Origin of the sequence: Pseudomonas sp. R1-18 (assembly GCF_051132095.1) — a bacterium.
GTDB lineage: Bacteria > Pseudomonadota > Gammaproteobacteria > Pseudomonadales > Pseudomonadaceae > Aquipseudomonas.
In genome coordinates, this window is the sequence record NZ_CP071658.1 from 4,338,269 (window position 1) to 4,360,924 (window position 22,656).

A 22,656-nucleotide genomic window follows, 5' to 3' on the forward strand; every position below is an offset into this window, starting at 1 on the left:
ATGAAGCGTCGCAGTCTGATCAAAGCCTTCACCCTGTCCGCGTCAGTTGCCGCCATGGGCCTGACCTGGACTGTCCAGGCAGCGGAAACCATCAAGGTCGGCATCCTGCATTCGTTGTCCGGCACCATGGCAATCTCCGAAACGTCCCTCAAGGACATGGCGCTGATGACCATTGACGAAATCAACGCCAAGGGCGGCGTCAACGGCAAGATGCTGGAACCGGTCGTGGTCGACCCGGCTTCGAACTGGCCGCTGTTCGCCGAGAAGGGCCGCCAGCTGCTGACCCAGGACAAAGTGGCCGTGATGTTCGGTTGCTGGACTTCGGTGTCACGCAAGTCGGTACTGCCGGTGGTCGAAGAACTCAATGGGCTGCTGTTCTACCCGGTGCAATACGAAGGCGAGGAAATGTCGCCGAACGTGTTCTACACCGGCGCCGCGCCTAACCAGCAGGCGATACCGGCGGTCGAGTACTTGATGAGCGAAGACGGCGGCGCGGCCAAGCGCTTCTTCCTGCTGGGCACCGACTACGTCTACCCGCGTACCACCAACAAGATTCTGCGTTCGTTCCTGCACTCCAAAGGCGTGAAAGACAGCGACATCGAAGAGGTCTACACCCCGTTCGGCCACGCCGATTACCAGACCATCGTCGCCAACATCAAAAAATTCTCGGCAGGCGGCAAGACGGCGGTCATCTCCACCGTTAATGGCGACTCCAACGTGCCGTTCTACAAGGAACTGGCCAACCAGGGCCTGGAAGCCACCGACGTACCGGTCGTAGCCTTCTCGGTCGGCGAAGAAGAGCTGCGCGGCATCGACACCAAACCGCTGGTGGGCCATCTGGCAGCATGGAACTACTTCCAGTCCGTGGAAAATCCGGCCAACAAGAAGTTCGTGGCTGACTGGAAAGCCTACGCCAAGAAGAAAAACCTGCCAGGTGCCGACAAGGCCGTGACCAACGACCCGATGGAAGCCACCTACGTGGGCATCCACATGTGGGCCCAAGCAGTCGAGAAGGCCAAGTCGACCGACGTGGACAAGGTCCGCGCCGCCATGGCCGGCCAGACCTTCGCGGCACCTTCGGGCTTTACGCTGACCATGGACAAGACCAACCACCACCTGCACAAGCCGGTGATGATCGGCGAAGTCGAGGATAACGGTCAGTTCAACGTCGTGTGGCAGACCAAGGAACCGATCCGCGCCCAACCGTGGAGCCCGTACATCCCTGGCAACGACAAGAAGCCTGAAACACCGGTGAAGAGTAACTGACAGGTAGCGCTCTATTTCTCCTGTGGGAGCGACCTTGGTCGCGAAGAGGCTGGCGCAGTTGCAGCATTATTGCCGTCTGTGATTAGCCTTCGCGGACAAGTCCGCTCCCACCTGGATTTTGCGATACCTCTAGATCGATAAGACCAGGCCTCTCGCCATGCTTAACACTTTTTACCGTTTCCTGTTGATGCTCATTCTCACGTTGCCCGTTGCAGCGCAGGCCAGCGACGCCGGTGACTTTGTCGCGGCCAGCTCTTCGCAACAGGCTGAGCTGCTGGAAACCTGGGCAGCCAATCCTTCGCCGCAACGCATTGAACTGCTTGAGGCGCTGAGCGACGGTCGGGTTGCCTCGGACAGCAGCAAGCGTGCCTTCATCGAAGTGAACGGCAGCTTTGTCGCGATGGACAGCGACGCACCCGCTACCGATGAACCGCGCAAATTGCGCATGAACAACCGGCTGCGTGGTTTGACCGAAACCGCGCTGGCCAGTCATCAACTGTTGGGCGCCGACGTCGGCCTGCGCCTGAACGCCGCCCGACACCTGCAAAAAAGCGCCCGCCCCGCACAGCTGAATTTCATCAGCTTGCGCACGGAGGCTGAAGACGATGCTGCTGTAAAAGACGCGCTGACGCTGGCCCTGGCCAACCTGCAACTGGTCGACAGCAGCCCGACGGTGCGCCTTTCGGCCGTGCGCCTGCTGGGTGAAACCGGCGACCCGCTGGCCCGCACCCGCCTCGAATCGCTGCTCGCGCCAGGCGTTGAAACCGACGCTTCCGTGCGCATTGCCGCCGAAACCAGCCTGGCGCAGGTCAAACGCAAACTGCTGATGGGTGAAATTCTGGGTCAGGCCTTCAGCGGCATGTCGCTGGGCTCCATTCTGCTGCTGGCGGCGCTGGGTCTGGCGATCACTTTCGGCCTGCTCGGCGTGATCAACATGGCGCACGGCGAAATGCTGATGCTGGGCGCCTACTCCACTTATGTGGTGCAGCTGATGTTCCAGCGCTATGCGCCGGGCGCGCTGGAGTTGTATCCGCTGGTCGCGCTGCCGGTCGCGTTCTTCGTCACCGCGCTGATCGGCATGGCGCTGGAACGCACCATCATTCGCCACCTGTACGGCCGCCCGCTGGAAACCCTGCTTGCGACCTGGGGCATCAGCCTGATGCTGATCCAGGCGGTCCGCCTGGCGTTCGGCGCGCAGAACGTTGAAGTTGCGAACCCCGAGTGGCTGTCGGGCGGGATTCAGGTACTGCCCAATCTGGTCCTGCCTTACAACCGCATCGTCATCATCGCCTTCGCGCTGTTCGTGGTGGTGCTGACCTGGCTGCTGCTGAACAAGACGCGTCTGGGCCTGAACGTGCGCGCCGTCACCCAGAACCGCAACATGGCGGCCTGCTGCGGCGTGCCGACCGGACGCATCGACATGATGGCGTTCGGGCTTGGTTCCGGCATCGCCGGGCTGGGCGGCGTGGCGCTGAGCCAGATCGGCAACGTCGGCCCGGACCTGGGCCAAAGCTACATCATCGACTCGTTCCTGGTGGTGGTGCTCGGCGGTGTCGGCCAGTTGGCCGGCAGCGTTATGGCGGCCTTCGGGCTGGGCATCGCCAACAAGATTCTTGAGCCGCAGATCGGCGCGGTATTGGGCAAGATCCTGATCCTGGCGCTGATCATTCTGTTTATCCAGAAACGCCCGCAGGGCCTCTTTGCACTGAAAGGACGGGTGATCGACTGATGAACCAGCCATTAATGGTGACTGCTGCACAAAAAGTCGGGCCCAAGGGCACGCTGACCGTGGGCATTCTGGTGCTGGCGGCACTGCTGGCCATGCCGCTGCTGTCGCTGCTGCCCGCCGACAACAGCCTGCAAGTCTCGGCCTACACGCTGACGCTGGTCGGCAAGATCCTGTGCTACGCCATTGTGGCGCTGGCGCTGGACCTGGTCTGGGGCTACGCCGGGCTGCTGTCGCTGGGCCACGGGTTGTTCTTTGCGCTGGGCGGTTATGCGATGGGCATGTACCTGATGCGCGAAGCCGCGGGGGATGGTCTGCCGGCGTTCATGACCTTTCTGTCGTGGACCGAATTGCCCTGGTACTGGGCCGGTACCGACAACTTTCTCTGGGCGATGTGTCTGGTAGTGCTGGCGCCGGGGCTGCTGGCGCTGGTGTTCGGGTTCTTCGCCTTCCGCTCGCGGATCAAGGGCGTGTATTTCTCGATCATGACCCAGGCCCTGACCTTTGCAGGAATGCTGCTGTTCTTTCGCAACGAGACCGGCTTTGGCGGCAACAACGGCTTTACCAACTTCCGCAGCATTCTGGGATTCAGCATCAGTTCCCAGGGCACCCGCGCGGTGCTGTTCCTGGCAACGGTGATATTGCTGGTGCTCAGCCTTTATCTGGGCTGGCGTCTGGCGCAGAGCAAGTTCGGTCGAGTGCTGACCGCCCTGCGCGACGCCGAAAACCGGTTGATGTTCTGCGGCTACGACCCGCGTGGATTCAAGCTGTTCGTGTGGGTCCTGAGCGCGGTGCTCTGCGGGCTGGCAGGCGCGCTTTACGTGCCGCAGGTCGGCATCATCAACCCCAGCGAAATGTCGCCGACCAACTCCATTGAAGCCGCCGTCTGGGTGGCACTGGGCGGGCGCGGCACCTTGATCGGGCCGCTGCTGGGCGCAGGCCTGGTCAACGGCATGAAGAGCTGGTTCACCGTCGCCTTTCCCGAATACTGGCTGTTTTTCCTGGGTGCGCTGTTCATCATCGTCACGCTGTATCTGCCCAAAGGCGTGATCGGTCTGCTGAAAAAACGGAGCGAGCCATGAAAACCACCCCGACGCCCTCTCTGATGCTGGAGCCCGCCTTTGAACCGATGCTTGACCCCAACTCCGACGCCGGCACCAGCCGCGACGCAGTCGGCCTGGGCAAGAGCGCCGGCAAGGGGCTGAATACCCGCCACGGCACAATCCTGACGCTGGAGGACATCAGCGTCAGCTTCGATGGTTTCAAGGCGCTGAACGATCTGAACCTGTACATCGGCGTCGGCGAGCTGCGCTGCATCATCGGCCCCAACGGCGCGGGCAAGACGACACTGATGGACGTCATCACCGGCAAGACTCGCCCCAGCCACGGCAAGGCCTGGTTCGGCGAGACGCTGGACCTGACCCAGATGAGCGAAGTGCAGATCGCCCAGGCCGGCATCGGCCGCAAGTTTCAGAAGCCAACGGTGTTTGAAGCACTGAGCGTGTTCGAAAACCTCGAATTGGCGCAGAAGACTGACAAGTCGGTCTGGGCCAGCTTGCGGGCACGGCTCAATGGCGAACAGCGCGACCGGATCGAGCAGGTGCTGGAGACCATCCGCCTGACCGCTTCCGCCCATCGTCCGGCGGGTCTGCTGTCGCACGGTCAGAAACAGTTTCTGGAAATCGGCATGCTGCTGGTCCAGGACCCGCAACTGCTGCTGCTCGACGAGCCGGTCGCCGGCATGACCGACGCCGAAACCGAGTTCACCGCCGAGCTGTTCAAGAGCCTGGCGGGCAAGCACTCGCTGATGGTGGTCGAGCACGACATGGGCTTCGTCGGCTCCATCGCCGACCACGTCACCGTGCTTCATCAGGGCAGCGTTCTGGCTGAAGGTTCGTTGAATGATGTGCAGGCGGATGAGCGAGTCATCGAGGTCTATTTGGGCCGCTGATAGCAACCATTGTAGGCGCGCGCTTGCCCGCGACCGGCTGCGTTAGCAGTCGTGGATTTCGGATTTCATTAATCTGCGAGCGCTCCGCACTCGATCGCGGGCAAGCGCGCTCCTACAGCAGGTAGCGAACAATGCAAGACGGGGTAACCACCATGCTGCAAGTCGAAAAGCTTCACCAATACTACGGCGGCAGCCACATTCTGCGCGGGCTGTCCTTTGATGTGAAAGTCGGCGAGGTGACCTGTCTTCTCGGACGCAACGGCGTCGGCAAGACCACACTGCTGCGCGTTCTCATGGGGCTGTTGCCTTCCAAGGAAGGCTCGGTGCAATGGGAAGGCAAGGCCATCACCGGTTTCAAGCCGCACCAGCGGGTGCATGCCGGCATCGCTTATGTGCCGCAAGGTCGCGAGATTTTCGGGCGCCTGACCGTTGAAGAAAACCTGCTGATGGGCCTGTCCCGTTTTCCTGGCTCCGAAGCCAAAGAGGTTCCGGCGTTCATCTATGAATTGTTCCCGGTCCTGTTGCAGATGAAGCACCGCCGTGGCGGCGACCTGTCGGGCGGGCAGCAGCAGCAACTGGCGATTGGCCGGGCGCTGGCAAGCCGGCCACGTTTGCTGATCCTCGACGAACCTACCGAAGGTATCCAGCCGTCGGTGATCAAGGAGATTGGCGCGGTGATCAAGAAGCTGGCCGAACGCGGCGACATGGCGATTCTGCTCGTGGAACAGTTCTACGACTTTGCCGCAGAACTGGCTGATCAGTATCTGGTAATGGCCCGCGGCGAGATCGTCCAGCAAGGTCGCGGAGAAAACATGGAAGCTGAAGGTGTACGCGGGCTGGTGACCATCTGATGGGCCAGCTCCCATGAACCTCCCCGCCTGGCCACAGGCGCATGCCGCCCTGTTCACACCCAGCTGGCACGCCGAGCTGGAACTCGGCTATGGCCGGTTCGGCGACAGCACGCGGCCCATTCAACGGCGCCACAAAGGGCCGTTGCGGGTGCAGAAGCATTTGTATGCAGAAGGTCCGCAGGTCTGCCAGCACATCATCGTTCACCCTCCGGGCGGCATTGCCGGCGGCGACCGGCTGGACATCTCGGCTTGCGTCGGCAGCGACGCCTGGGCGCAGTTGACCAGCCCCGGCGCGGCCAAATGGTATCGGGCAGCGGGCCCGGCTTATCAGCAACTGGACCTGCGGTTGGAGCCTGGCGCCACACTGGAATGGCTGCCTCAGGAAACCATCGTGTTCAGCAATGCCCAGGCCGAGCTGACCACCCGCATCGAGCTGCAGGGCGATGCCCGGCTTTGTTACTGGGACGTGGTAGCGCTCGGGCGTCCAGCCAGCGGCGAGCGGTTCGAGCACGGGCATTTTCAGTCGCACCTGGATATCCGCCGTGACGGCCGGCTGTTGTGGCATGAACGCCAGCGCATCGTCGGCGGCGATGGCCTTCTGGACTCGCCTGTCGGTCTGGACGGCAAAACGGTATTCGCAACGTTTCTGATAACCGGCGATGCCGATGCCCAACTGCTTGAAACCTGCCGCTCACTGTCGTTACCCAACCCGGTACGCGGCGACCTGACTCAACTGCCTGGCCTAGTCGTGGCACGCTGTCTGGCTGACGAAGCCTTGCACGCCAGGGCGTGGCTGATCGAATTGTGGAAACAACTGCGCCCTGCGCTGCTGGGCCGCGAGGCGGTAACGCCGAGAATATGGAATACATGAAGGCGCTCTTGTGTAGGCGCGCGCCCCGAATTTGAAATGACGGAACCCCAATGGACCTGACTCCCCGCGAAAAAGACAAACTGCTGATCTTCACCGCCGGCATGGTGGCCGAACGCCGACTGGCGCGTGGCGTAAAGCTCAACTATCCCGAAGCGATGGCCTACATTTCCGCGGCACTGCTTGAAGGCGCCCGGGACGGTCAGACCGTTGCCGATCTGATGCATTACGGCACCACCTTGCTGAGCCGCGATCAGGTCATGGAAGGCATCCCGGAAATGATCCCGGAAATTCAGGTAGAGGCCACCTTTCCGGACGGCACCAAGCTGGTTACCGTGCATCAACCCATCGCCTGAAAGATGAAGAGTGATCATGACTGAAGCAATCCGCGACGCGGTGCCGGCCGACCTGCCGGGCATCCTCGCCATTTATAACGACGCAGTGCTCAACACCACTGCGATCTGGAACGAAACGCCCGTGGATCTGGCCAACCGTCAGGCCTGGTACGAAGCCCGCCAGACGCAGGCGTATCCGATTCTGGTCGCCGTCGATGCGATGGGCGAGGTTGTGGGCTATTCCTCGTTCGGCGACTGGCGGCCGTTCGAAGGTTTTCGGCACACCGTCGAGCACTCGGTCTATGTCCGTGCCGACCAACGCGGCAAAGGGCTGGGCCCGCGGTTGATGGCAGCACTGGTCGAACGCGCCCGCGCCTGCGACAAACACATGATGGTTGCCGCCATCGAGAGCGGCAACGCGGCCTCCATCGCTTTGCACGAGCGGCTAGGCTTCAAGACCACCGGGCAAATGCCGCAGGTGGGCACCAAGTTCGGCCGCTGGCTGGACCTCACGTTCATGCAACTGGACCTGTCGCCCGGCGCGCAGGCGCCCGCTTCGCAAGCACCTCAACTTCGCTAGAGAACAACACGCCATGAACCATGCACAGCTGAGAAGTGTCACCGCAGAAAGCTTCGCGCATTATCGCCAGGGTCTGGCGCAGCTGTTGATCGAGACGGTGCTTGACGGCGCCTCGGTCGGGTTCATGGCCGACATCGATACCGAACAGGCATTGCGCTGGAGCGACACGCTCAAAGCTGATGTTGCCGATGGCAGCCTGCTGCTCTGGGTAGTGGTCGAAAACGAAAACGTTCTGGCCAGCGCGCAACTGGCGCTGTGTCAGAAGCCCAATGGGCTCAACCGTGCCGAAGTGCAGAAACTGATGGTGCTGCCCGGCGTACGGGGTCGCGGGCTGGGCCGCCAGTTGATGGATGCCGTCGAACAGGCTGCCGTGAAGCACAAACGCGGGTTGCTCTATCTGGATACCGAGGCCGGTTCGTCCGCCGAGGCCTTCTATCGTTCGCTCGATTACACCCGCGTCGGCGAACTGCCGGACTACTGCGCCACGCCAGATGGACGCTATCAGCCAACCGCCATTTACTTCAAAACCTTGGGGCAACCAGCATGATCCCTGGTCAATACCAGATCCAGCCCGGCGAGATCGAACTCAATGCCGGCCGGCGCACCCTGAGCCTGACGGTCGCCAACAGCGGTGACCGGCCGATCCAGGTGGGCTCGCACTTCCATTTTTTCGAGACCAACGATGCGTTGATCTTCGACCGCGCCGCCAGTCGCGGCATGCGCCTGAACATCCCGGCCGGCACCGCCGTGCGCTTCGAGCCCGGACAGACCCGGGAAGTGGAACTGGTGGACCTCGCCGGCCTGCGCAAGGTGTACGGCTTTGCCGGACGGGTAATGGGCGATCTGTAAATTCTGACGCGTAGGAGCGCGCTTGCCCGCGACTCACTATTGCAGGCGACATCTTTTGTCGGCTCGACGTTCGTAGTCGCGGGCAAGCGCGCTCCTACCGGGGAATGCCCATGAAAATATCCAGACAAGCCTACGCCGACATGTTCGGCCCCACTGTCGGCGACAAGGTCCGCCTGGCGGACACCGAGCTGTGGATCGAGGTGGAGAAGGACTTCACCACATATGGCGAGGAAGTGAAATTTGGTGGCGGCAAGGTCATCCGTGACGGCATGGGCCAAGGGCAATTACTGGCCGCCGAAGTCGTGGACACCCTGATCACCAACGCGCTGATCATCGATCATTGGGGCATCGTCAAAGCCGATGTCGGTATCAAGGACGGTCGCATCGCGGCCATCGGCAAGGCCGGCAACCCGGATATTCAGCCGGACGTAACCATCGCCATCGGCGCGGCCACGGAAATCATCGCCGGCGAAGGCATGATCCTCACGGCGGGCGGCGTCGATACACATATCCACTTCATTTGCCCACAGCAGATCGAAGAAGCCTTGATGAGCGGCGTGACCACCATGATCGGCGGCGGCACCGGCCCGGCCACCGGCACCAACGCCACCACCGTGACGCCCGGGCCGTGGCATATGGCACGGATGCTCCAGGCCGCCGACTCGTTCCCGATGAACATTGGCCTTACCGGCAAGGGCAACGTCAGCTTGCCGGGCCCTTTGATCGAGCAGGTCAAGGCCGGCGCCATCGGGCTCAAGCTGCATGAGGATTGGGGCACCACGCCCGCCGCTATCGATAACTGCCTGAGCGTGGCCGATGACTACGACGTGCAGGTCGCGATTCATACCGACACCCTGAACGAATCCGGCTTTGTCGAAACCACTCTCGCCGCTTTCAAGAACCGCACGATTCACACCTATCACACGGAGGGCGCCGGCGGCGGTCACGCACCGGACATTATCAAGGCCTGCGGCTCGCCCAATGTGCTGCCCAGCTCCACCAACCCTACGCGGCCGTTTACCCGCAATACCATCGATGAGCATCTGGACATGCTGATGGTCTGCCATCACCTGGACCCGAGCATCGCCGAAGACGTAGCGTTCGCTGAAAGCCGTATTCGCCGCGAAACCATCGCTGCCGAAGACATTCTTCACGACCTGGGCGCGTTCTCGATGCTCAGTTCCGATAGCCAGGCCATGGGCCGGGTTGGTGAGGTGATCCTGCGCACCTGGCAGACGGCCGACAAGATGAAGCGGCAACGCGGCCCACTGCCTGAGGACGGCCCGGGCAACGATAACTTCCGCGCCAAGCGCTACATCGCCAAGTACACCATCAACCCGGCGATCACCCATGGCATCAGCCACGAAGTGGGCTCCATCGAAATCGGCAAATGGGCCGACCTGGTGCTGTGGCGCCCGGCGTTCTTCGGCGTGAAACCCACCCTGATCCTCAAGGGCGGAGCCATCGCCGCCAGCCTGATGGGCGACGCCAACGCGTCGATCCCGACGCCGCAGCCGGTCCACTACCGCCCGATGTTCGCCAGTTACGGCAGCTCGCTGCATGCCACCAGCCTGACCTTCATCAGTCAGGCAGCCTTCGACGCGGGCGTGCCGGAATCGCTGGGCCTGAAGAAGCAGATCGGGGTGGTGAAAGGCTGCCGCACCGTGCAGAAAAAGGACCTGATCCACAATGACTACCTGCCGGACATCGAAGTCGATCCCCAGACTTATCAGGTAAAGGCCGACGGCGTGCTGCTGTGGTGCGAGCCCGCCGAGGTGTTGCCAATGGCCCAGCGTTACTTTTTGTTCTGACTTCGGGCTGTTCTGACTTCGGGCTGTTCCGGATCGGCGACGATTCTGTTCAGCAATATGGGGGCGAGGCCGATAAACATTGCTGTTGACGTTCATCGGCAGGCGGTAATAATGCGCCATCTCAAATTCGCCCCCTCAGCAGGTATCCGGCCATGCGCCTTTCCGAGTTCATCGTTCATCACGTGGATCGCATCGTCGATGAATGGGAAGACTTCGCCAGGACCCTGAAGCCCGCTGCGGATTCGATGAGTTCGCTGGAGCTGCGCGACCATGCGAAATCCATCCTGCTGGCCGCCGCACGAGACATGGAAACGGCCCAGAGCAGGCACGAACAGATGGCCAAGGCCCGGGGCGAGGACACCAATCCATCGCCTACTCTGGATGAGGCCGCCGCCAGCCATGGTGAGCTACGCCATGAAGTAGGCTTCGATCTGGTGCAGATGACCTCCGAATTCCGCCATCTGCGCGCCAGCGTCATCCGGTTATGGGCCGAAAGCCTGAGCACGCCTGAGCTCATCGATTTTCAGGATGTGGTGCGCTTCAACGAAGCGATCGATGAGGCGCTTGCAGAGTCCACCGCCGCCTATGCCGATCAGGTCGCCCGTTCCCGCGATATCTTTCTGGCGATCCTGGGCCATGACCTGCGGGCGCCGCTGCAGGCGGTGAGCATGTCTGCCGAGATGTTGGGCCGCAAGGATGGGCAGGACGAGAAATCGCTGTATTACATCTCCCAGATCAGAAACAGCACTCGGCACATGGGGACCATGGTCGCGGACCTGCTGGAGTTCGTCAAAAGCCGGCTGGGTTCGGGTTTGCCCGTGACCCGCATGCGCATGGATCTGGCGACCGCCTGCCGGGAAGTGATCGAAGAGGCGTGCGCGGGCGTACCGGGCGTGGCCCCGATCCTGGAGATCGAGGGCGAAACGCAAGGTTCCTGGGACAGCGCGCGGATCAGCCAGTTACTGCAGAACCTGATCGGCAACGCCATGCAGCACGGCTCACCGGGTCATGAAATCACCGTGCGGGTAACCGGCGACGATCAGACCGTAGAGCTGTCTGTCCACAATGAAGGCCTGCCCATTGCCGAGGATTCCATAGGCTCGATCTTTGATCCACTGGTACGCAGCGTCAGCGAAAACGCCGACACTCGCAATCCATCGACCAGCCTCGGCCTGGGGCTTTTCATCGTTAAGGAAGTGGTCAACGCCCACGGCGGCAGCATCACCGTGACCTCGACCGTCGGCGACGGCACCACTTTTACCGTGGTGCTGCCGCGAGTCTGACTATAGCGCCAGCGGCAGTCACTGATTCCTTGGGGACCTGCAACTGTTTGGGTGTTTTGGAGCGCGAACTGTGGGAGGCAGCTTGCTGGCGACTGCGGTTTGTCAGTCACTGCCGCAGCGCCAGGTCTGTTGCTGTCGCGAGCAAGCTCCCTCCCACAAGTACTGAGGCAACCGGCCGGCTACCCCTGTCAAACAACTACTTCCACTGCGCTCGCGGGTCGAACGCCGCCTTGTCCGCCAGGTTCTGCCAAAGCGCTTTGGTCGCTTCGTCGCTGTGTTTGGGCATGACGATCTTCAGCTGGGCATATAGATCGCCGCGCTCGCCGCTCTTGTTCATCAAGCCATTGCCTTTGACGCGCAGGCGCTGACCGTTCTGACTGTCCGGGCGGATCGTGAGGTTGATACGGCCGGTCAGCGTCGGAACGGCGATCTTGGTGCCCAATGCGGCTTCCCACGGTGCCAGCGGCACCTGGATCACCAGATCATGGCCCTCCACCTCGAACAGCGGATGCGGCGCCAGGCGTATGGTCAGGTACAGATCGCCCTTTTCCCCGCCAGCAACACCGGGCGCGCCCTGCCCCTTGAGGCGGATGCGTTCGCCGTCGGCCACGCCAGCCGGGATTTTCACGTTCAGCGTTTTAGTGATGTCCGCCATGCGCTGTCCGGCGGCGCTGTGCTGCGGCACCCGGAAGCTGACCTGTTTGGACTCGCCGGACAATGTCTCTTCGAGAAAAATCGCCAGCTCCTTCTCGACGTCCTGGCCCTTGCGCCCCGGATTGCGGGTACGACCGCCCTGCTGCGGACGACCGCCGAAAATCGAGCTGAAGAACTCCGAAAAGTCGGTGGTTTCATCAAACCCGCCCGCGCCGGCGCGGCTTTGCCAGCCGGGTGGCGGCTGGAACGGACGCCCCTGACGGCCGTACTTGCGAATTTCGTCGTACTCGGCGCGCTTTTCAGGGCTGCTGAGCACTTCATAAGCCTCGGACGCTTCCTTGAACTTATCCTCGGCGCCGGCTTCCTTGCTGACGTCCGGATGATACTTGCGCGCCAGCTTGCGGTAGGCCGTCTTGATGGCCTTGTCATCCGCCGTCGGCTCGACGTCGAGTATCTTGTAATAGTCTTTGAAATCCATGTAACGATCACCCATCCCAATTATCCAGCGCAGCCCGGTGCGCCGGTGCATGCGCACAGCATCCTCTTGTTACGAGGCGTCTGGATTACTTCACGTCGATCAGTGTGACAGGTGCCCGCGCGCATTGAACGCAGACTCGACCTTGGACACCGGCACACTGTAACAATCCCAGGAAGATTGGGGGTAATGAGCGCCAGTTCAAGCCTTGAGCAGAAATACCGATAACTGCGGATAAACGACGCATTGCGCTACGCAATTGCGGTGCACTGACATAAACTGCGCGGCCGTTTTTTGACTGGAACGTAAAAGACATGAACGACCAATCCCCGGCCCGTGCCTGCGGCATCGATTTCGGCACGTCCAATTCCACTGTCGGCTGGCATCGCCCCGGCGTGGAGTCGTTGATCGCGCTGGAGGACGACAAGATTACCCTGCCTTCGGTGGTGTTCTTCAACATGGAAGAACGCCGTCCGGTCTATGGCCGCCTGGCGCTGCACGAATATCTGGAAGGCTACGAAGGCCGGCTGATGCGCTCGCTCAAGAGCCTGCTGGGTTCCAAGCTGATCAAACACGACACGAGCGTGCTGGGCACGGCCATGCCGTTCAAGGACCTGCTGGGGCTGTTTATCGGCGAGCTGAAAAAACGTGCCGAGACCGCTGCGGGTCGTGAGTTCGAGCAAGTCGTGCTGGGTCGTCCGGTGCATTTCGTTGATGACGATGCCCAGGCAGACCAGGAAGCCGAGGACACGCTGGCGGAAGTCGCGCGCAAAATCGGCTTCAAGGACGTCTCGTTCCAGTTCGAGCCCATTGCCGCGGCGTTCGACTACGAGTCCACCATTGAGAACGAAGAGCTGGTGCTGATCGTCGACATCGGCGGCGGTACTTCGGACTTCTCGCTGGTGCGCCTGTCACCGCAGCGACGTACTCACGATGACCGTCATGAGGACATCCTCGCTACGGGCGGCGTGCACATCGGCGGTACCGACTTCGACAAGCAGCTGAGCCTGCAAGGCGTCATGCCGCTGTTCGGTTATGGCAGCCGGATGAAAAGCGGTGCGTTCATGCCGACCAGTCACCATATGAACCTCGCGACCTGGCACACCATTAACGCGGTGTACTCGCAGAAGTCTCAGCTGGCGCTGGGCAGCATGCGCTATGACATCGAGGACACCGGCGGCATCGACCGGTTGTTCAAGCTAATCGAACAACGAGCCGGGCACTGGCTGGCGATGGAAGTGGAAGAAACCAAGATCCAGCTGACCCATGCCCAGAGCCGCCACCTAGCGATGGACCGCATCGAAAGCGGCCTGAGCGTCGACCTGAGTCGGGTGATGTTCGAAGCGGCCATCGATGCCCAGCTCGAACGTGTGCGCAACAGCGTCACTCAGTTGCTCGGCGATGCCGGCGTGGGCCTGGAGCAGGTCAACACCGTGTTCTTCACCGGTGGTTCGAGCGGCATTCCCGCGCTGCGCAACAGCGTCTCCGCCATGCTGCCCAACGCCCGCCATGTCGAAGGCAACATCTTCGGCAGCATCGGCAGTGGTCTGGCGATTGAAGCGAAGAAGCGCTACGGCTGTATGTAAGGCTGTACCGGCCTCTTCGCGGACAAGTCCGCTCAGGCTTTGCGCGGACTTCAGTATGGGCTCCCACAGGTTCTTGGCGCGGTCCGGTGGGAGCGGATTTATCCGCGAAGACGTCAGCGCAGGCGATGCGAGTGCGGTGGCTATACTGGCCCCTTCGCGGCTGAAGCCGCTCCTACACCAGCCCTTCTTTCTGCAACTCGCTCTTCAGATAGGCATAGTAGATCGGCCCGGCCACGACGCCGGGCAGGCCGAAGGCAGCTTCGAACAGCAGCATCGCCAGCAGCAGCTCCCAGGATTTGGCATTGATCTGGCCGCCGACAATGCGGGCATTGAGGAAGTATTCCACCTTGTGGATCACGATCAGATAGGTCAACGCCGCCAGCGCCACCCAGATCGAAATCGACATGCCGACAATGAAGATCAGGGTGTTCGACATCAGGTTGCCCACCACCGGCAGCAGGCCGAGCAGGAACGTCATGATGATCAGGGTTTTGGTAAGTGGCAGATGAATCCCGCACAGCGGCAGGACGATCGCCAGAAACACCGAGGTAAACGCGGTGTTGAGCAGGGATATCTTTATCTGCGCGAACACGATGTTGCGAAACGCTCGGCTGAGCAGGTACAGGCGATCGAACAGCGCGGCCGCCAGAGGCTTGCGAGTGTGCTTTTCAGAGATGCGCTGCAAGGCGATGATCGCGCCCAGCACCATGCCGATCAGCATGGTCACGAACATGTGCGCCGCGCCCTTGCCGATCAATTGCAACTCACCGACGTGTTTCTGCAGCCATTGGCCCAGCGAAACCTGGAACTCCGCCGCGCTGGCCGGCAGGTAGGCATCAATGAACGGCGGCAACTGGCCACGGGCCCGATCCACCAGCGTCATGAATTTGTCCAGCGAGGCGCCGGGATTTTCGGCTTCGTGCAGCACAAAGCTGATCGCGCCTGCAAACAGCAGGGTAAGCAGACTGACAACGATAGTCCCCAGCAACGCAACCGCCAGCCAGCGCGCACGCTCGCCGGAGATCAGACGTTGCAGTTTGGGGGTAAGCATGTTGACCAGCTCGAAGACCAGCAAACCGGCGAGAAGACTGGGCAGCAGCTTGAACGGCAAGACCAGCAGCAAACCGCCAAATATCAGAATCCAACTGGCGATTAACACCTGACGCGCAGAAAACGTTGGCATAGACCCTCAACGGGCGGCACAAAGAAGACGGCAGTCTGCCAGCGTTGAGAGCCGAGGACCAGTGATCCGCAAGCGGTCATAATTCGCCCCCTGACCAAGCGAGCCGGCAGGCGCCGAAGAATGGCGTGCAAGTGCCGTGTTTACGGCACCTGCGAGGTCATGAGGGGTGTAGGACGCCGGCCCGGAAAATTATTTCTTCTTGAGACAATCGCTCATGAAGGTCTTGCGGCTGTCTCCCTTGAGCGCCTGGGCGCTGGCCGTGGCGTTGCAGGTCTTCATTTTTTCCTGTTGTGTCGCCGCAGGTGGCGGAGCTGCCTTCAGGCAGTTGCTCATATACGCCTTGCGCTCATCACCCTTGAGTGCCTTGGCGCTCGCATCGGCATTGCAGGTGGTCATTTTGTTCTGCTGCTCAGTGGCGGCCAACGTGTGAGCGGACACCATCAGGGCAACGAGCATTACAGGAATACCGAGCATCTTCATTGATCGACTCTCCGCAAATACTGTACCGACCAGCACAGCTTCAAAGCAGTCTAGCCAACAAAGTCGCACCGTATGTCCGGCCTGAGCTCGCGCAGGGCTGGCATCTGCCGCAAAGAAACGGATAATCACGCCCCTTCTCAACCCGCCGGTTTTCCCATGCAATACGCGTTTCCGCTGCTGACGATTCTGATCTGGGCGGTCAACACCGTCATCACCAAGGCTTCGTCCGAGGTGATTTTCCCTTCGGAGATCGGCTTTTACCGCTGGGTTCTTGCGGGGCTGCTATTCACGCCTTTCATGCTCAAGCCGGTGTGGGCAAACCGCGCCCTGATCAGACCGATGCTCGGCAAGATCATCGTCCTCGGGGTACTGGGCATGGCGATGTATCAGAGCCTGGCATATTTCGCGGCGGGCATGACGACGGCGACCAACATGGGGATCATTCAGTCACTGGTGCCGATTATGGCGCTCGGGCTGTCCATCGCCTGCCTTGGCACTCGCCTGACGTTCGGCGCGTTGCTCGGCGCGATCATTTCATTCAGCGGCGTGGTCGTGGTGGTGTCGGCGGGTAATCCGGGGGCGCTGATCGAGCACGGCGTGAACCGTGGCGACGCGCTGGTGCTGATTGCCGTAGCGGCCTATGCCGTCTATAGCACTCTGCTGAAGAAGTGGCAGTTGCGGCTGCCGCCATTGCAGCTGTTGTATATGCAGATTGTGGTCGCGATCATCGTGCTGCTGCCGCTGTTTCTGTGGTCGCCCAAGGCCGGGCTGAACGCCAGCAACATTCCGCTGGTGCTCTATGCAGCGATTCCCACGTCCATGCTTGCACCCTGGCTGTGGATGACGTCGATCATGCGTCTGGGGCCGAGCCGTACGACGCTGTTCTTCAACCTGATGCCAATCGCCACGGCGCTGATTGCGGCCGTGGCCCTTGGCGAGCGTCTGGCACTTTACCACCTGTTCGGCGGAGCGCTGACGCTGTGCGGGGTGATCCTGTCGGAACGCTGGACCACCCCGTTGGTTCGCAGCCCCGGCTAGAGCGCGGGACCGGCCTCTTCCCCATCGACGCTGTGTATCGACACGTCAGTGATACCGGCCACATGCGGGCCGGCGTCCGGGTCGTCATCCAGCTCTATATGATGTTTCTGCGCAAGTTCGTGCACGACTTCGATGATCGGTACATCCAGATTCTCGATGACGTCCACGTGGTGTTCACCCGCAAGGGTGTACTCGATTTCATACAGTTCTTTATCGCTCATCGCATCACTTCCTGGCCGATATGCTGATCGGCTGATTACGAACCAACGCTCAAAAGAGCTAGAGACCGGCAGCCTTGAGGCGCGCGGCGTGTTCCATGAACAGGCGCACTGGATCCGCGCCTTTGCCCACCAACCCAAACGTCTGGTTGACGATGTCGAAATGATCGAGCGGAAAGTCATCCCCGATGACCGTGCCCAGGTGCGAACTGAAACGCCCGACCATGCCATCACATTGACCTTGCTCCTTTACGAACGTGCGAGCGAATATTCGACAACTTACGTTGGTGCCATCAATCAGGTTGCAGCCGCGGTTGGTAATGCCCGGCTGGAGGATGCCGGACCAGGAGTAATAGCGAACGCCGTTGACCTCTTCCTCGCCCTGTCCGCCCCATGTTTCGGGCAGGCCCTGAGGGTATTGTCTGTTGAACAGCGCCACGCCGGTCGAGGTCAGGGACTGGTGCGCGGCCGAGACATCCATCGGCAGCTTGGGCCCGCGGTAGCCGGTTTCGAAGAGCGCGATTACCCACGCGACGACGGCGATGACCGCATTGACTACTCGACCACCCGGCGAGCCCACCGGAAAGGTTCGCTCTAGATAATCCGCCAGCTCTGAACCGTAATTGGGGCCGGCCACCGAGGTGACCGAGGCAATCAGGTCGGGCCGTCGAGCGGCGACATAACGCACGGTCAGCGCACCCTGGCTGTGGCCGAACAGGTTGACCTTCGCCACCCCCGTTTCACGAATGGTCTGCTCGACCACCTTCAACAGCTGTTCCCCGCGAATTTCCGTGGAGTTCACGCCAGACACCATTACCGGTAAAACCGTCGCCCCACCCCGCTCCAGCGCCCTGACGATGCCAAACCAGTAGGGATAAACCAGAAACCTTACGAAACCCAGCAAACCGGGTACCAGCAACAACGGGTAACGCGTCGCCTGTTCATTCGCCATTGAAGGCCTCCTTGTGCTGAACATTTATAGGTCTTTGAAACCCACCGCTTTTTGAACCATAGCGGTCTTTGTCAGCGAGACGGAGGAAGGTGACAGGGTGAGTGCTGCCTCATAGCCATCAAATAATCGAACTCTCGAGTGAATTGGCGGCTCCAAGCGGTATCGGGCCAAGAGCGGCTCTCACATGCGGAGCGACAACGATGTGCAAGAAAATCCTGGCGGCAAGCTGTGTACTGATGACCATGGTCGGCTGCGGCAGCACCACCGTGCAGAACCCGGTCGACTACGTCACCTACCGTGACGAACCGCTGGTCAAGCAGGTCGAAGACGGCATGACCCAACAACAAGTGCTGGCGATCGGCGGCGAGCCTTCCTCGCGCGTGCAGCGCAAGGTGAATCCAGGCACCTGCAACAACTACGTGATGAGCAAAGACGGTCATCAGCAGGTTTACCACGTCAGCTTCAACAGCGACGGCCGCGTGGTCAACAAAGGCTTCATGACCTGCGAGCAGCGCGAAGAAAACGAACGCGCTCTGTAATTCGCGCCCACAAAAAAAGCTCGATGCCTGAGGCATCGAGCTTTTTTATGTGTACTTGGTTTCAGAACACCAGTTTGAACAGAGCGATCACAACGATCAGGCCGATCAGAAAGATGATACCGACTGTGCTTCCCAGAAACTTGAGCATTTTTCTCTCCTGATTTTTTAAGTCTCATGTTTGGGACCGCGTGTTACGGCGCACGTTTCGTAAATTTTTACAAAGTTGTCGCGCCGTGGACTCAGCTGAAAACCAGTAAAACTTTCTCCGGTTACATCACTCACATTTCTGATGATCTCGCCGCACGATCCGCCAGAGAGCGAGACACACACCTGATGAGTCTGGAGATAACCGATGATTTCTGCACCACAACTATCCGATGTGAACACCCTGCGCCAACGTGCGCGCCAGAACGTTGAAAACGGGGCAGTGACCGAAGGCTACAGCGCCGACCGCGAGACTGTTCTGCGGCTGCTCAACGAAGCGCTGGCGACCGAACTGGTTTGCACTCTGCGCTACAAGCGCCACTACTACATGGCTACCGGCCTGAAGGCGAGCGTGGCGGCCTCCGAGTTCCTGGAACACGCGCAGCAGGAAGCCGAGCATGCCGACAAGCTGGCCGAGCGCATCGTGCAGCTGGGTGGCGAGCCGGAATTCAACCCTGACACGCTGTCGCGCAATTCCCATGCGCAATATGTGGCGGGCAACACGCTCAAGGAGATGGTTTACGAAGATCTGGTGGCCGAGCGCATCGCGATCGACAGCTACCGGGAGATCATTCAGTACATCGGCGAAACCGACCCGACCACCCGCCGCATCTTCGAAGAGATCCTTGCTCAGGAAGAAGAACACGCCGATGACATGGCGGATATCCTCAACGACCTTTGACCGAGACAGCTAGCCCGCGACCTGGCCCGTAGTGATGTTGGGTCTGTGAATCCGCCGTCGCGGGCAAGCGCGCTCCTACGTGCTTATTTAACGGTCTTCGGCGCCTTGCCCTCTTTCATCTGCTGCAGCAACGGCTCGCACTGATTTTCCTCGTTGTCGCCTGGTGCCATCAGCGCCAGCAGACCGGCTGCCGGACCTATGGTCGCGCCGAGCAGCACCATGCCGGCGCCGCGCAGCAGCAGCGGCCCGGATTGCACGCCCGCGCCAGGGTTGGCGAACGCGCCTCTTACGTACAACGGCGAGCGCAGCGAGAACACCCGGAAGCCTTTCGATTCGGGGCTGATCTTCAAGTCCAGCTGTTCGGTCTTCATGTTCGCCGTGCCGTCGATGTAGATGATCGCGTTCTCGGTATCGAACACGAATAAGCGACTGGTCGCCAGGCCGTCCTTGATACCGAAATCGGTCGCGGCACAGTTGATCTTTACGTCCTGATCGCCGAACAGCCTGCCGACCACGTAGTTGCCCACATTGAGCCCGGCGATCTCCATCAGGCTTCGGCTGATTGCGCCGTCGTTCACCAGCATTTTCAGCTCGCCATTGGCAGTGCCCAGCAGAGCAGACACTGAATTACCCTGGCCGCTGATATCCGCATCACCATTGAGTTCACCAAAGCTGGTCTTCATCGGTTCGAAAGTCGGGAACAGTTGCTTGAGCTTGAAGTTGCGTGCCGACAGTTTGGCTCGGCCTTGTAGCGGAGTTTTCTGCCCATTGAGACGAATATCCGCGTCGAGCTTGCCACCGGCCACGCCGAAACGCAGCGGCACGAGGCTCAGTTCGCCATCGTTGAGCACCACATGCGTATAGAGGTCAGTGAATGGAAGCTCCGGGCTCTGCACGATGCGCTTGCCGGTGAACTCCACATCGGCGTCCATCGCACGCCAGCGGTCGGTCTGGAACTCTTCGACCGGCAAGACCTTGCCCGCCGGTTGCTTGCTCTCGCCGCCGCGCTGTTTCTGCTCGGCGTTGGAATCCGCGCCGATCAACGGCGCCAGGTCGCTGAACAGCAGTTGGTTGGAGACCAGCACGCCACTGAGCTTGGGTCGCGGCTGACTGGCGACGAATTTCAGATCCCCGTGGATATCGCTGTCGCCGATCTTGCCGTTGAAGCCTTGGTAACTGAAGCTGGCCCCGGTGGGCTCGCGCAACTTCGCGATCAGGCGGCCATCGGTCGAGTAGGCCGGCGAATCGGGCAGAGTCACACCGGTCAACGGGTATAGATTGCTCAGGCTGGCGCCCGACAGTTTCAAACGCAGATCCAGCGCCCCCAGATTCTGCGGGTCGGTCAGGGTGCCGGCGATGACCGCATGGGTATCGCCGACCTTCACGTCTGCCTGCACCGGAAACGGTTGGGTCGCGTCCTTGAGTGCCAACAGGCCGCCGATCTTGCCGTTGCCGTTCAGTTTCTGGCCGTGGTATTGCCCCTTGTAGGCCAGTCCGAACGCATAGTCTTGAGGAACCGCGCCTTTTTCCTGAACCTTTTCGGCTTCTTTGCTGCCGACGATATCGCTGAACGGGATCGGCTTGCCGAGCATGTCGATGGCCACATCGACCTGCGCATTGAGGGTCCGGTCATCGTAACCGACCAGCCCCTTGTCGAACTTGATTGCGCCGATGTCCATTACCCACTTCGAAGGTTCGGCGTTCGGGTCCGATTCGGGAAGGTCGAAGGTCCAGTTGGCGCGCCCATCGGCAAGGCGCTCCAGCTTCGCTTCCGGACCGGTCAGGTCGATACGTGGAATCGCCACCCGCTGAGCCAGTAACGGCAGCAATGACAGCCGGAATTCAACGCGTTTGAGGGTCGCCATTTGTGGCGTCTTCGACCACTCCGGGTTGCCAAGCGTCAGATCGTCGGCAACGAAATGCGGTGACGGCACCCAGGCTCGCCAGCCGCCAAGCTCCGGCTCGCGCTGCCATTGAACATCGAGATTGCCATTGATGGCGAACGGACGGTGCAGCGCTTCACTGACTTTTTCATTGATGGTGGGTTTGAGGCGATTCCAATCGAAAGTGGCGATCAGAATCACCAGAAGAACCAGCAGGGCCAACAGCGTGGCGCCAGTCCAGGCGAAAATCTTGCGGCTACGCGTCATGCGTCACTCCCCTGAAAACAACGCCCCAGCCGTGGCGCGTTGAGTACGACATGGCCCTTGGACTGGCGAAACCCCCGAGGGTGCCCGGTGAGCATAAATAACCATGGCCAATAATACCGAACTCTTTGCTGACTACGGGCCTGACCGGCTGGTCAAGCAGCTCCAGCGCGTCTTAGCCTGCCAGCGTGCGTACCCGGCAAAAAGCTCTTCGACGCATGCGAAGCGCATTTGATAGAGTGCTGCTCAGTCATTTCCCAGAATTGTTTGCCTCATGCTGCCCCGCGCCGAACAGAAACAACAAACCCGCCGAGCGCTGCTCGACGCCGCGCATCACTTGATGGAGAGCGGGCGCAGCTTCGGCAGCCTCAGTCTGCGGGAGGTGGCGCGCACGGCGGGTATCGTCCCGACCGGGTTCTATCGACATTTCGACGATATGGATCAGTTGGGGCTGGCGCTGGTCAGCGAGGTCGGACAGACCTTCCGTGAAACGATCCGTCTGGTGCGCCACAACGAGTTCGCCATGGGCGGGTTGATTCATGCGTCGGTGCGGATCTTTCTCGACAAGGTCGCGGCCAACCGCTCGCAATTTCTGTTTCTGGCCCGCGAGCAATACGGCGGCTCGCTGCAGGTGCGTCAGGCACTGGGCGCGCTGCGCGAGGGCATCAGTGCCGACCTGACCGCGGATCTGGCCAGGATGCCCAAGTGGCAGCACCTCAATACCGAGGCCCTGTCGATCATTGCCGACCTGGTGGTCAAAAGCGTATTCGCGATGCTTCCCGAACTCATCGACCCGCCACCGGCAACCCTCGCACCGCACCTGACCCCGCACGCCAAAATCACCCAGCAGCTGCGCTTTATCTTCATCGGCGCCCGACACTGGCGAGGATTGGGAAGCCATGATTGAGCAGGCTTGCGCCTCGCCAGCAAGCTGGCTCCCACAGAGACCCTGATCGTCGTAATACGTGGGCGCAACCT

23 protein-coding genes are annotated in these 22,656 nt (G+C 60.8%); 17 read left to right on the top strand and 6 right to left on the bottom strand.

What is annotated here, in order from left to right; genetic code table 11:
- From urtA to J3P77_RS19875, 12 genes are all read left to right on the top strand, one after another.
- Nucleotides 1-1,266, top strand: a complete 1,266-nt coding sequence (gene urtA, locus J3P77_RS19820; RefSeq protein ID WP_434678268.1) for an urea ABC transporter substrate-binding protein — start codon at nucleotides 1-3, stop codon at nucleotides 1,264-1,266.
- 157 nt (nucleotides 1,267-1,423) lie between these two features.
- Nucleotides 1,424-2,995 carry an urea ABC transporter permease subunit UrtB gene (urtB, locus tag J3P77_RS19825; protein ID WP_434678269.1) on the top strand — a complete coding sequence of 524 codons (1,572 nt, stop codon included), beginning with the start codon at nucleotides 1,424-1,426 and terminating at the stop codon, nucleotides 2,993-2,995.
- On the top strand, nucleotides 2,995-4,074 hold the full coding sequence (gene urtC, locus J3P77_RS19830) for an urea ABC transporter permease subunit UrtC (protein WP_434678270.1): 1,080 nt from the start codon (nucleotides 2,995-2,997) through the stop codon (nucleotides 4,072-4,074). Before urtB ends, urtC begins: the two co-directional genes overlap by 1 nt.
- Complete coding sequence (urtD, locus tag J3P77_RS19835; RefSeq protein WP_434678272.1) at nucleotides 4,071-4,943, top strand: urea ABC transporter ATP-binding protein UrtD; 873 nt, start codon at nucleotides 4,071-4,073, stop codon at nucleotides 4,941-4,943. The genes urtC and urtD overlap by 4 nt, the downstream gene beginning before the upstream one ends.
- A gap of 152 nt (nucleotides 4,944-5,095) precedes the next feature.
- Nucleotides 5,096-5,794, top strand: coding sequence for an urea ABC transporter ATP-binding subunit UrtE (urtE, locus tag J3P77_RS19840; RefSeq protein ID WP_434682078.1), 699 nt, complete (start codon nucleotides 5,096-5,098; stop codon nucleotides 5,792-5,794).
- Nucleotides 5,795-5,807: 13 nt separating this feature from the next.
- Nucleotides 5,808-6,665, top strand: coding sequence for an urease accessory protein UreD (locus J3P77_RS19845; RefSeq protein ID WP_434678274.1), 858 nt, complete (start codon nucleotides 5,808-5,810; stop codon nucleotides 6,663-6,665).
- A gap of 50 nt (nucleotides 6,666-6,715) precedes the next feature.
- Entirely contained in the window at nucleotides 6,716-7,018 is a 303-nt protein-coding gene (gene ureA / locus J3P77_RS19850) for an urease subunit gamma (protein ID WP_434678276.1), read from the top strand.
- Between the two features lie 16 nt (nucleotides 7,019-7,034).
- Entirely contained in the window at nucleotides 7,035-7,577 is a 543-nt protein-coding gene (locus tag J3P77_RS19855; RefSeq protein ID WP_434678277.1) for a GNAT family N-acetyltransferase, read from the top strand.
- A gap of 13 nt (nucleotides 7,578-7,590) precedes the next feature.
- Complete coding sequence (locus tag J3P77_RS19860) at nucleotides 7,591-8,124, top strand: GNAT family N-acetyltransferase (RefSeq protein ID WP_434678278.1); 534 nt, start codon at nucleotides 7,591-7,593, stop codon at nucleotides 8,122-8,124.
- Nucleotides 8,121-8,426, top strand: a complete 306-nt coding sequence (locus J3P77_RS19865; RefSeq protein ID WP_434678279.1) for an urease subunit beta — start codon at nucleotides 8,121-8,123, stop codon at nucleotides 8,424-8,426. The genes J3P77_RS19860 and J3P77_RS19865 overlap by 4 nt, the downstream gene beginning before the upstream one ends.
- A 110-nt stretch (nucleotides 8,427-8,536) precedes the next feature.
- The gene (ureC, locus tag J3P77_RS19870; RefSeq protein ID WP_434678281.1) at nucleotides 8,537-10,237 is read left to right on the top strand and encodes an urease subunit alpha; all 1,701 of its coding nucleotides are present in this window, start codon (nucleotides 8,537-8,539) and stop codon (nucleotides 10,235-10,237) included.
- 152 nt (nucleotides 10,238-10,389) lie between these two features.
- Nucleotides 10,390-11,520 (top strand): sensor histidine kinase, encoded by a 1,131-nt coding sequence (locus J3P77_RS19875; protein WP_434678283.1) that lies wholly within the window; start codon nucleotides 10,390-10,392, stop codon nucleotides 11,518-11,520.
- Nucleotides 11,521-11,716: 196 nt separating this feature from the next.
- Here J3P77_RS19875 and cbpA read toward each other — a convergent pair whose 3' ends face one another.
- On the bottom strand, nucleotides 11,717-12,652 hold the full coding sequence (gene cbpA / locus J3P77_RS19880; protein ID WP_434682079.1) for a curved DNA-binding protein: 936 nt from the start codon (nucleotides 12,650-12,652) through the stop codon (nucleotides 11,717-11,719).
- A 311-nt stretch (nucleotides 12,653-12,963) separates the two neighbouring features.
- Here cbpA and J3P77_RS19885 point away from each other — a divergent pair, with 311 nt between their 5' ends.
- On the top strand, nucleotides 12,964-14,235 hold the full coding sequence (locus J3P77_RS19885) for an Hsp70 family protein (RefSeq protein ID WP_434678284.1): 1,272 nt from the start codon (nucleotides 12,964-12,966) through the stop codon (nucleotides 14,233-14,235).
- 172 nt (nucleotides 14,236-14,407) lie between these two features.
- Here J3P77_RS19885 and J3P77_RS19890 read toward each other — a convergent pair whose 3' ends face one another.
- Entirely contained in the window at nucleotides 14,408-15,418 is a 1,011-nt protein-coding gene (locus tag J3P77_RS19890; RefSeq protein WP_434678285.1) for an AI-2E family transporter, read from the bottom strand.
- 189 nt (nucleotides 15,419-15,607) lie between these two features.
- Nucleotides 15,608-15,898: a PsiF family protein gene (locus J3P77_RS19895; protein ID WP_434682080.1), complete on the bottom strand. Its 291-nt coding sequence runs from the start codon at nucleotides 15,896-15,898 to the stop codon at nucleotides 15,608-15,610.
- Nucleotides 15,899-16,054: 156 nt separating this feature from the next.
- Between J3P77_RS19895 and J3P77_RS19900 the strand changes: the two genes are divergently transcribed.
- Entirely contained in the window at nucleotides 16,055-16,936 is an 882-nt protein-coding gene (locus J3P77_RS19900) for a DMT family transporter (protein ID WP_434678286.1), read from the top strand.
- On the opposite strand, the gene J3P77_RS19905 is transcribed toward J3P77_RS19900, so the two are convergent.
- Both J3P77_RS19905 and J3P77_RS19910 read right to left on the bottom strand, forming a co-directional pair.
- Entirely contained in the window at nucleotides 16,933-17,157 is a 225-nt protein-coding gene (locus J3P77_RS19905) for a hypothetical protein (RefSeq protein WP_434678288.1), read from the bottom strand. The two genes, J3P77_RS19900 and J3P77_RS19905, sit on opposite strands and share 4 nt — an antisense overlap.
- A gap of 58 nt (nucleotides 17,158-17,215) precedes the next feature.
- Nucleotides 17,216-18,106 carry an alpha/beta fold hydrolase gene (locus J3P77_RS19910; RefSeq protein WP_434678289.1) on the bottom strand — a complete coding sequence of 297 codons (891 nt, stop codon included), beginning with the start codon at nucleotides 18,104-18,106 and terminating at the stop codon, nucleotides 17,216-17,218.
- 200 nt (nucleotides 18,107-18,306) lie between these two features.
- Between J3P77_RS19910 and osmE the strand changes: the two genes are divergently transcribed.
- Both osmE and J3P77_RS19920 read left to right on the top strand, forming a co-directional pair.
- The gene (gene osmE / locus J3P77_RS19915) at nucleotides 18,307-18,645 is read left to right on the top strand and encodes an osmotically-inducible lipoprotein OsmE (protein ID WP_434678290.1); all 339 of its coding nucleotides are present in this window, start codon (nucleotides 18,307-18,309) and stop codon (nucleotides 18,643-18,645) included.
- Between the two features lie 352 nt (nucleotides 18,646-18,997).
- Complete coding sequence (locus J3P77_RS19920) at nucleotides 18,998-19,531, top strand: ferritin-like domain-containing protein (protein ID WP_434678291.1); 534 nt, start codon at nucleotides 18,998-19,000, stop codon at nucleotides 19,529-19,531.
- Between the two features lie 83 nt (nucleotides 19,532-19,614).
- Here the strand turns inward: J3P77_RS19920 and J3P77_RS19925 are convergent, their stop codons facing one another.
- Entirely contained in the window at nucleotides 19,615-21,681 is a 2,067-nt protein-coding gene (locus tag J3P77_RS19925; RefSeq protein ID WP_434678292.1) for an AsmA family protein, read from the bottom strand.
- A gap of 271 nt (nucleotides 21,682-21,952) precedes the next feature.
- On the opposite strand from J3P77_RS19925, the gene J3P77_RS19930 reads away from it, so the two are divergent.
- The gene (locus tag J3P77_RS19930) at nucleotides 21,953-22,585 is read left to right on the top strand and encodes a TetR family transcriptional regulator (RefSeq protein WP_434678293.1); all 633 of its coding nucleotides are present in this window, start codon (nucleotides 21,953-21,955) and stop codon (nucleotides 22,583-22,585) included.
- Nucleotides 22,586-22,656: the final 71 nt, after the last annotated feature.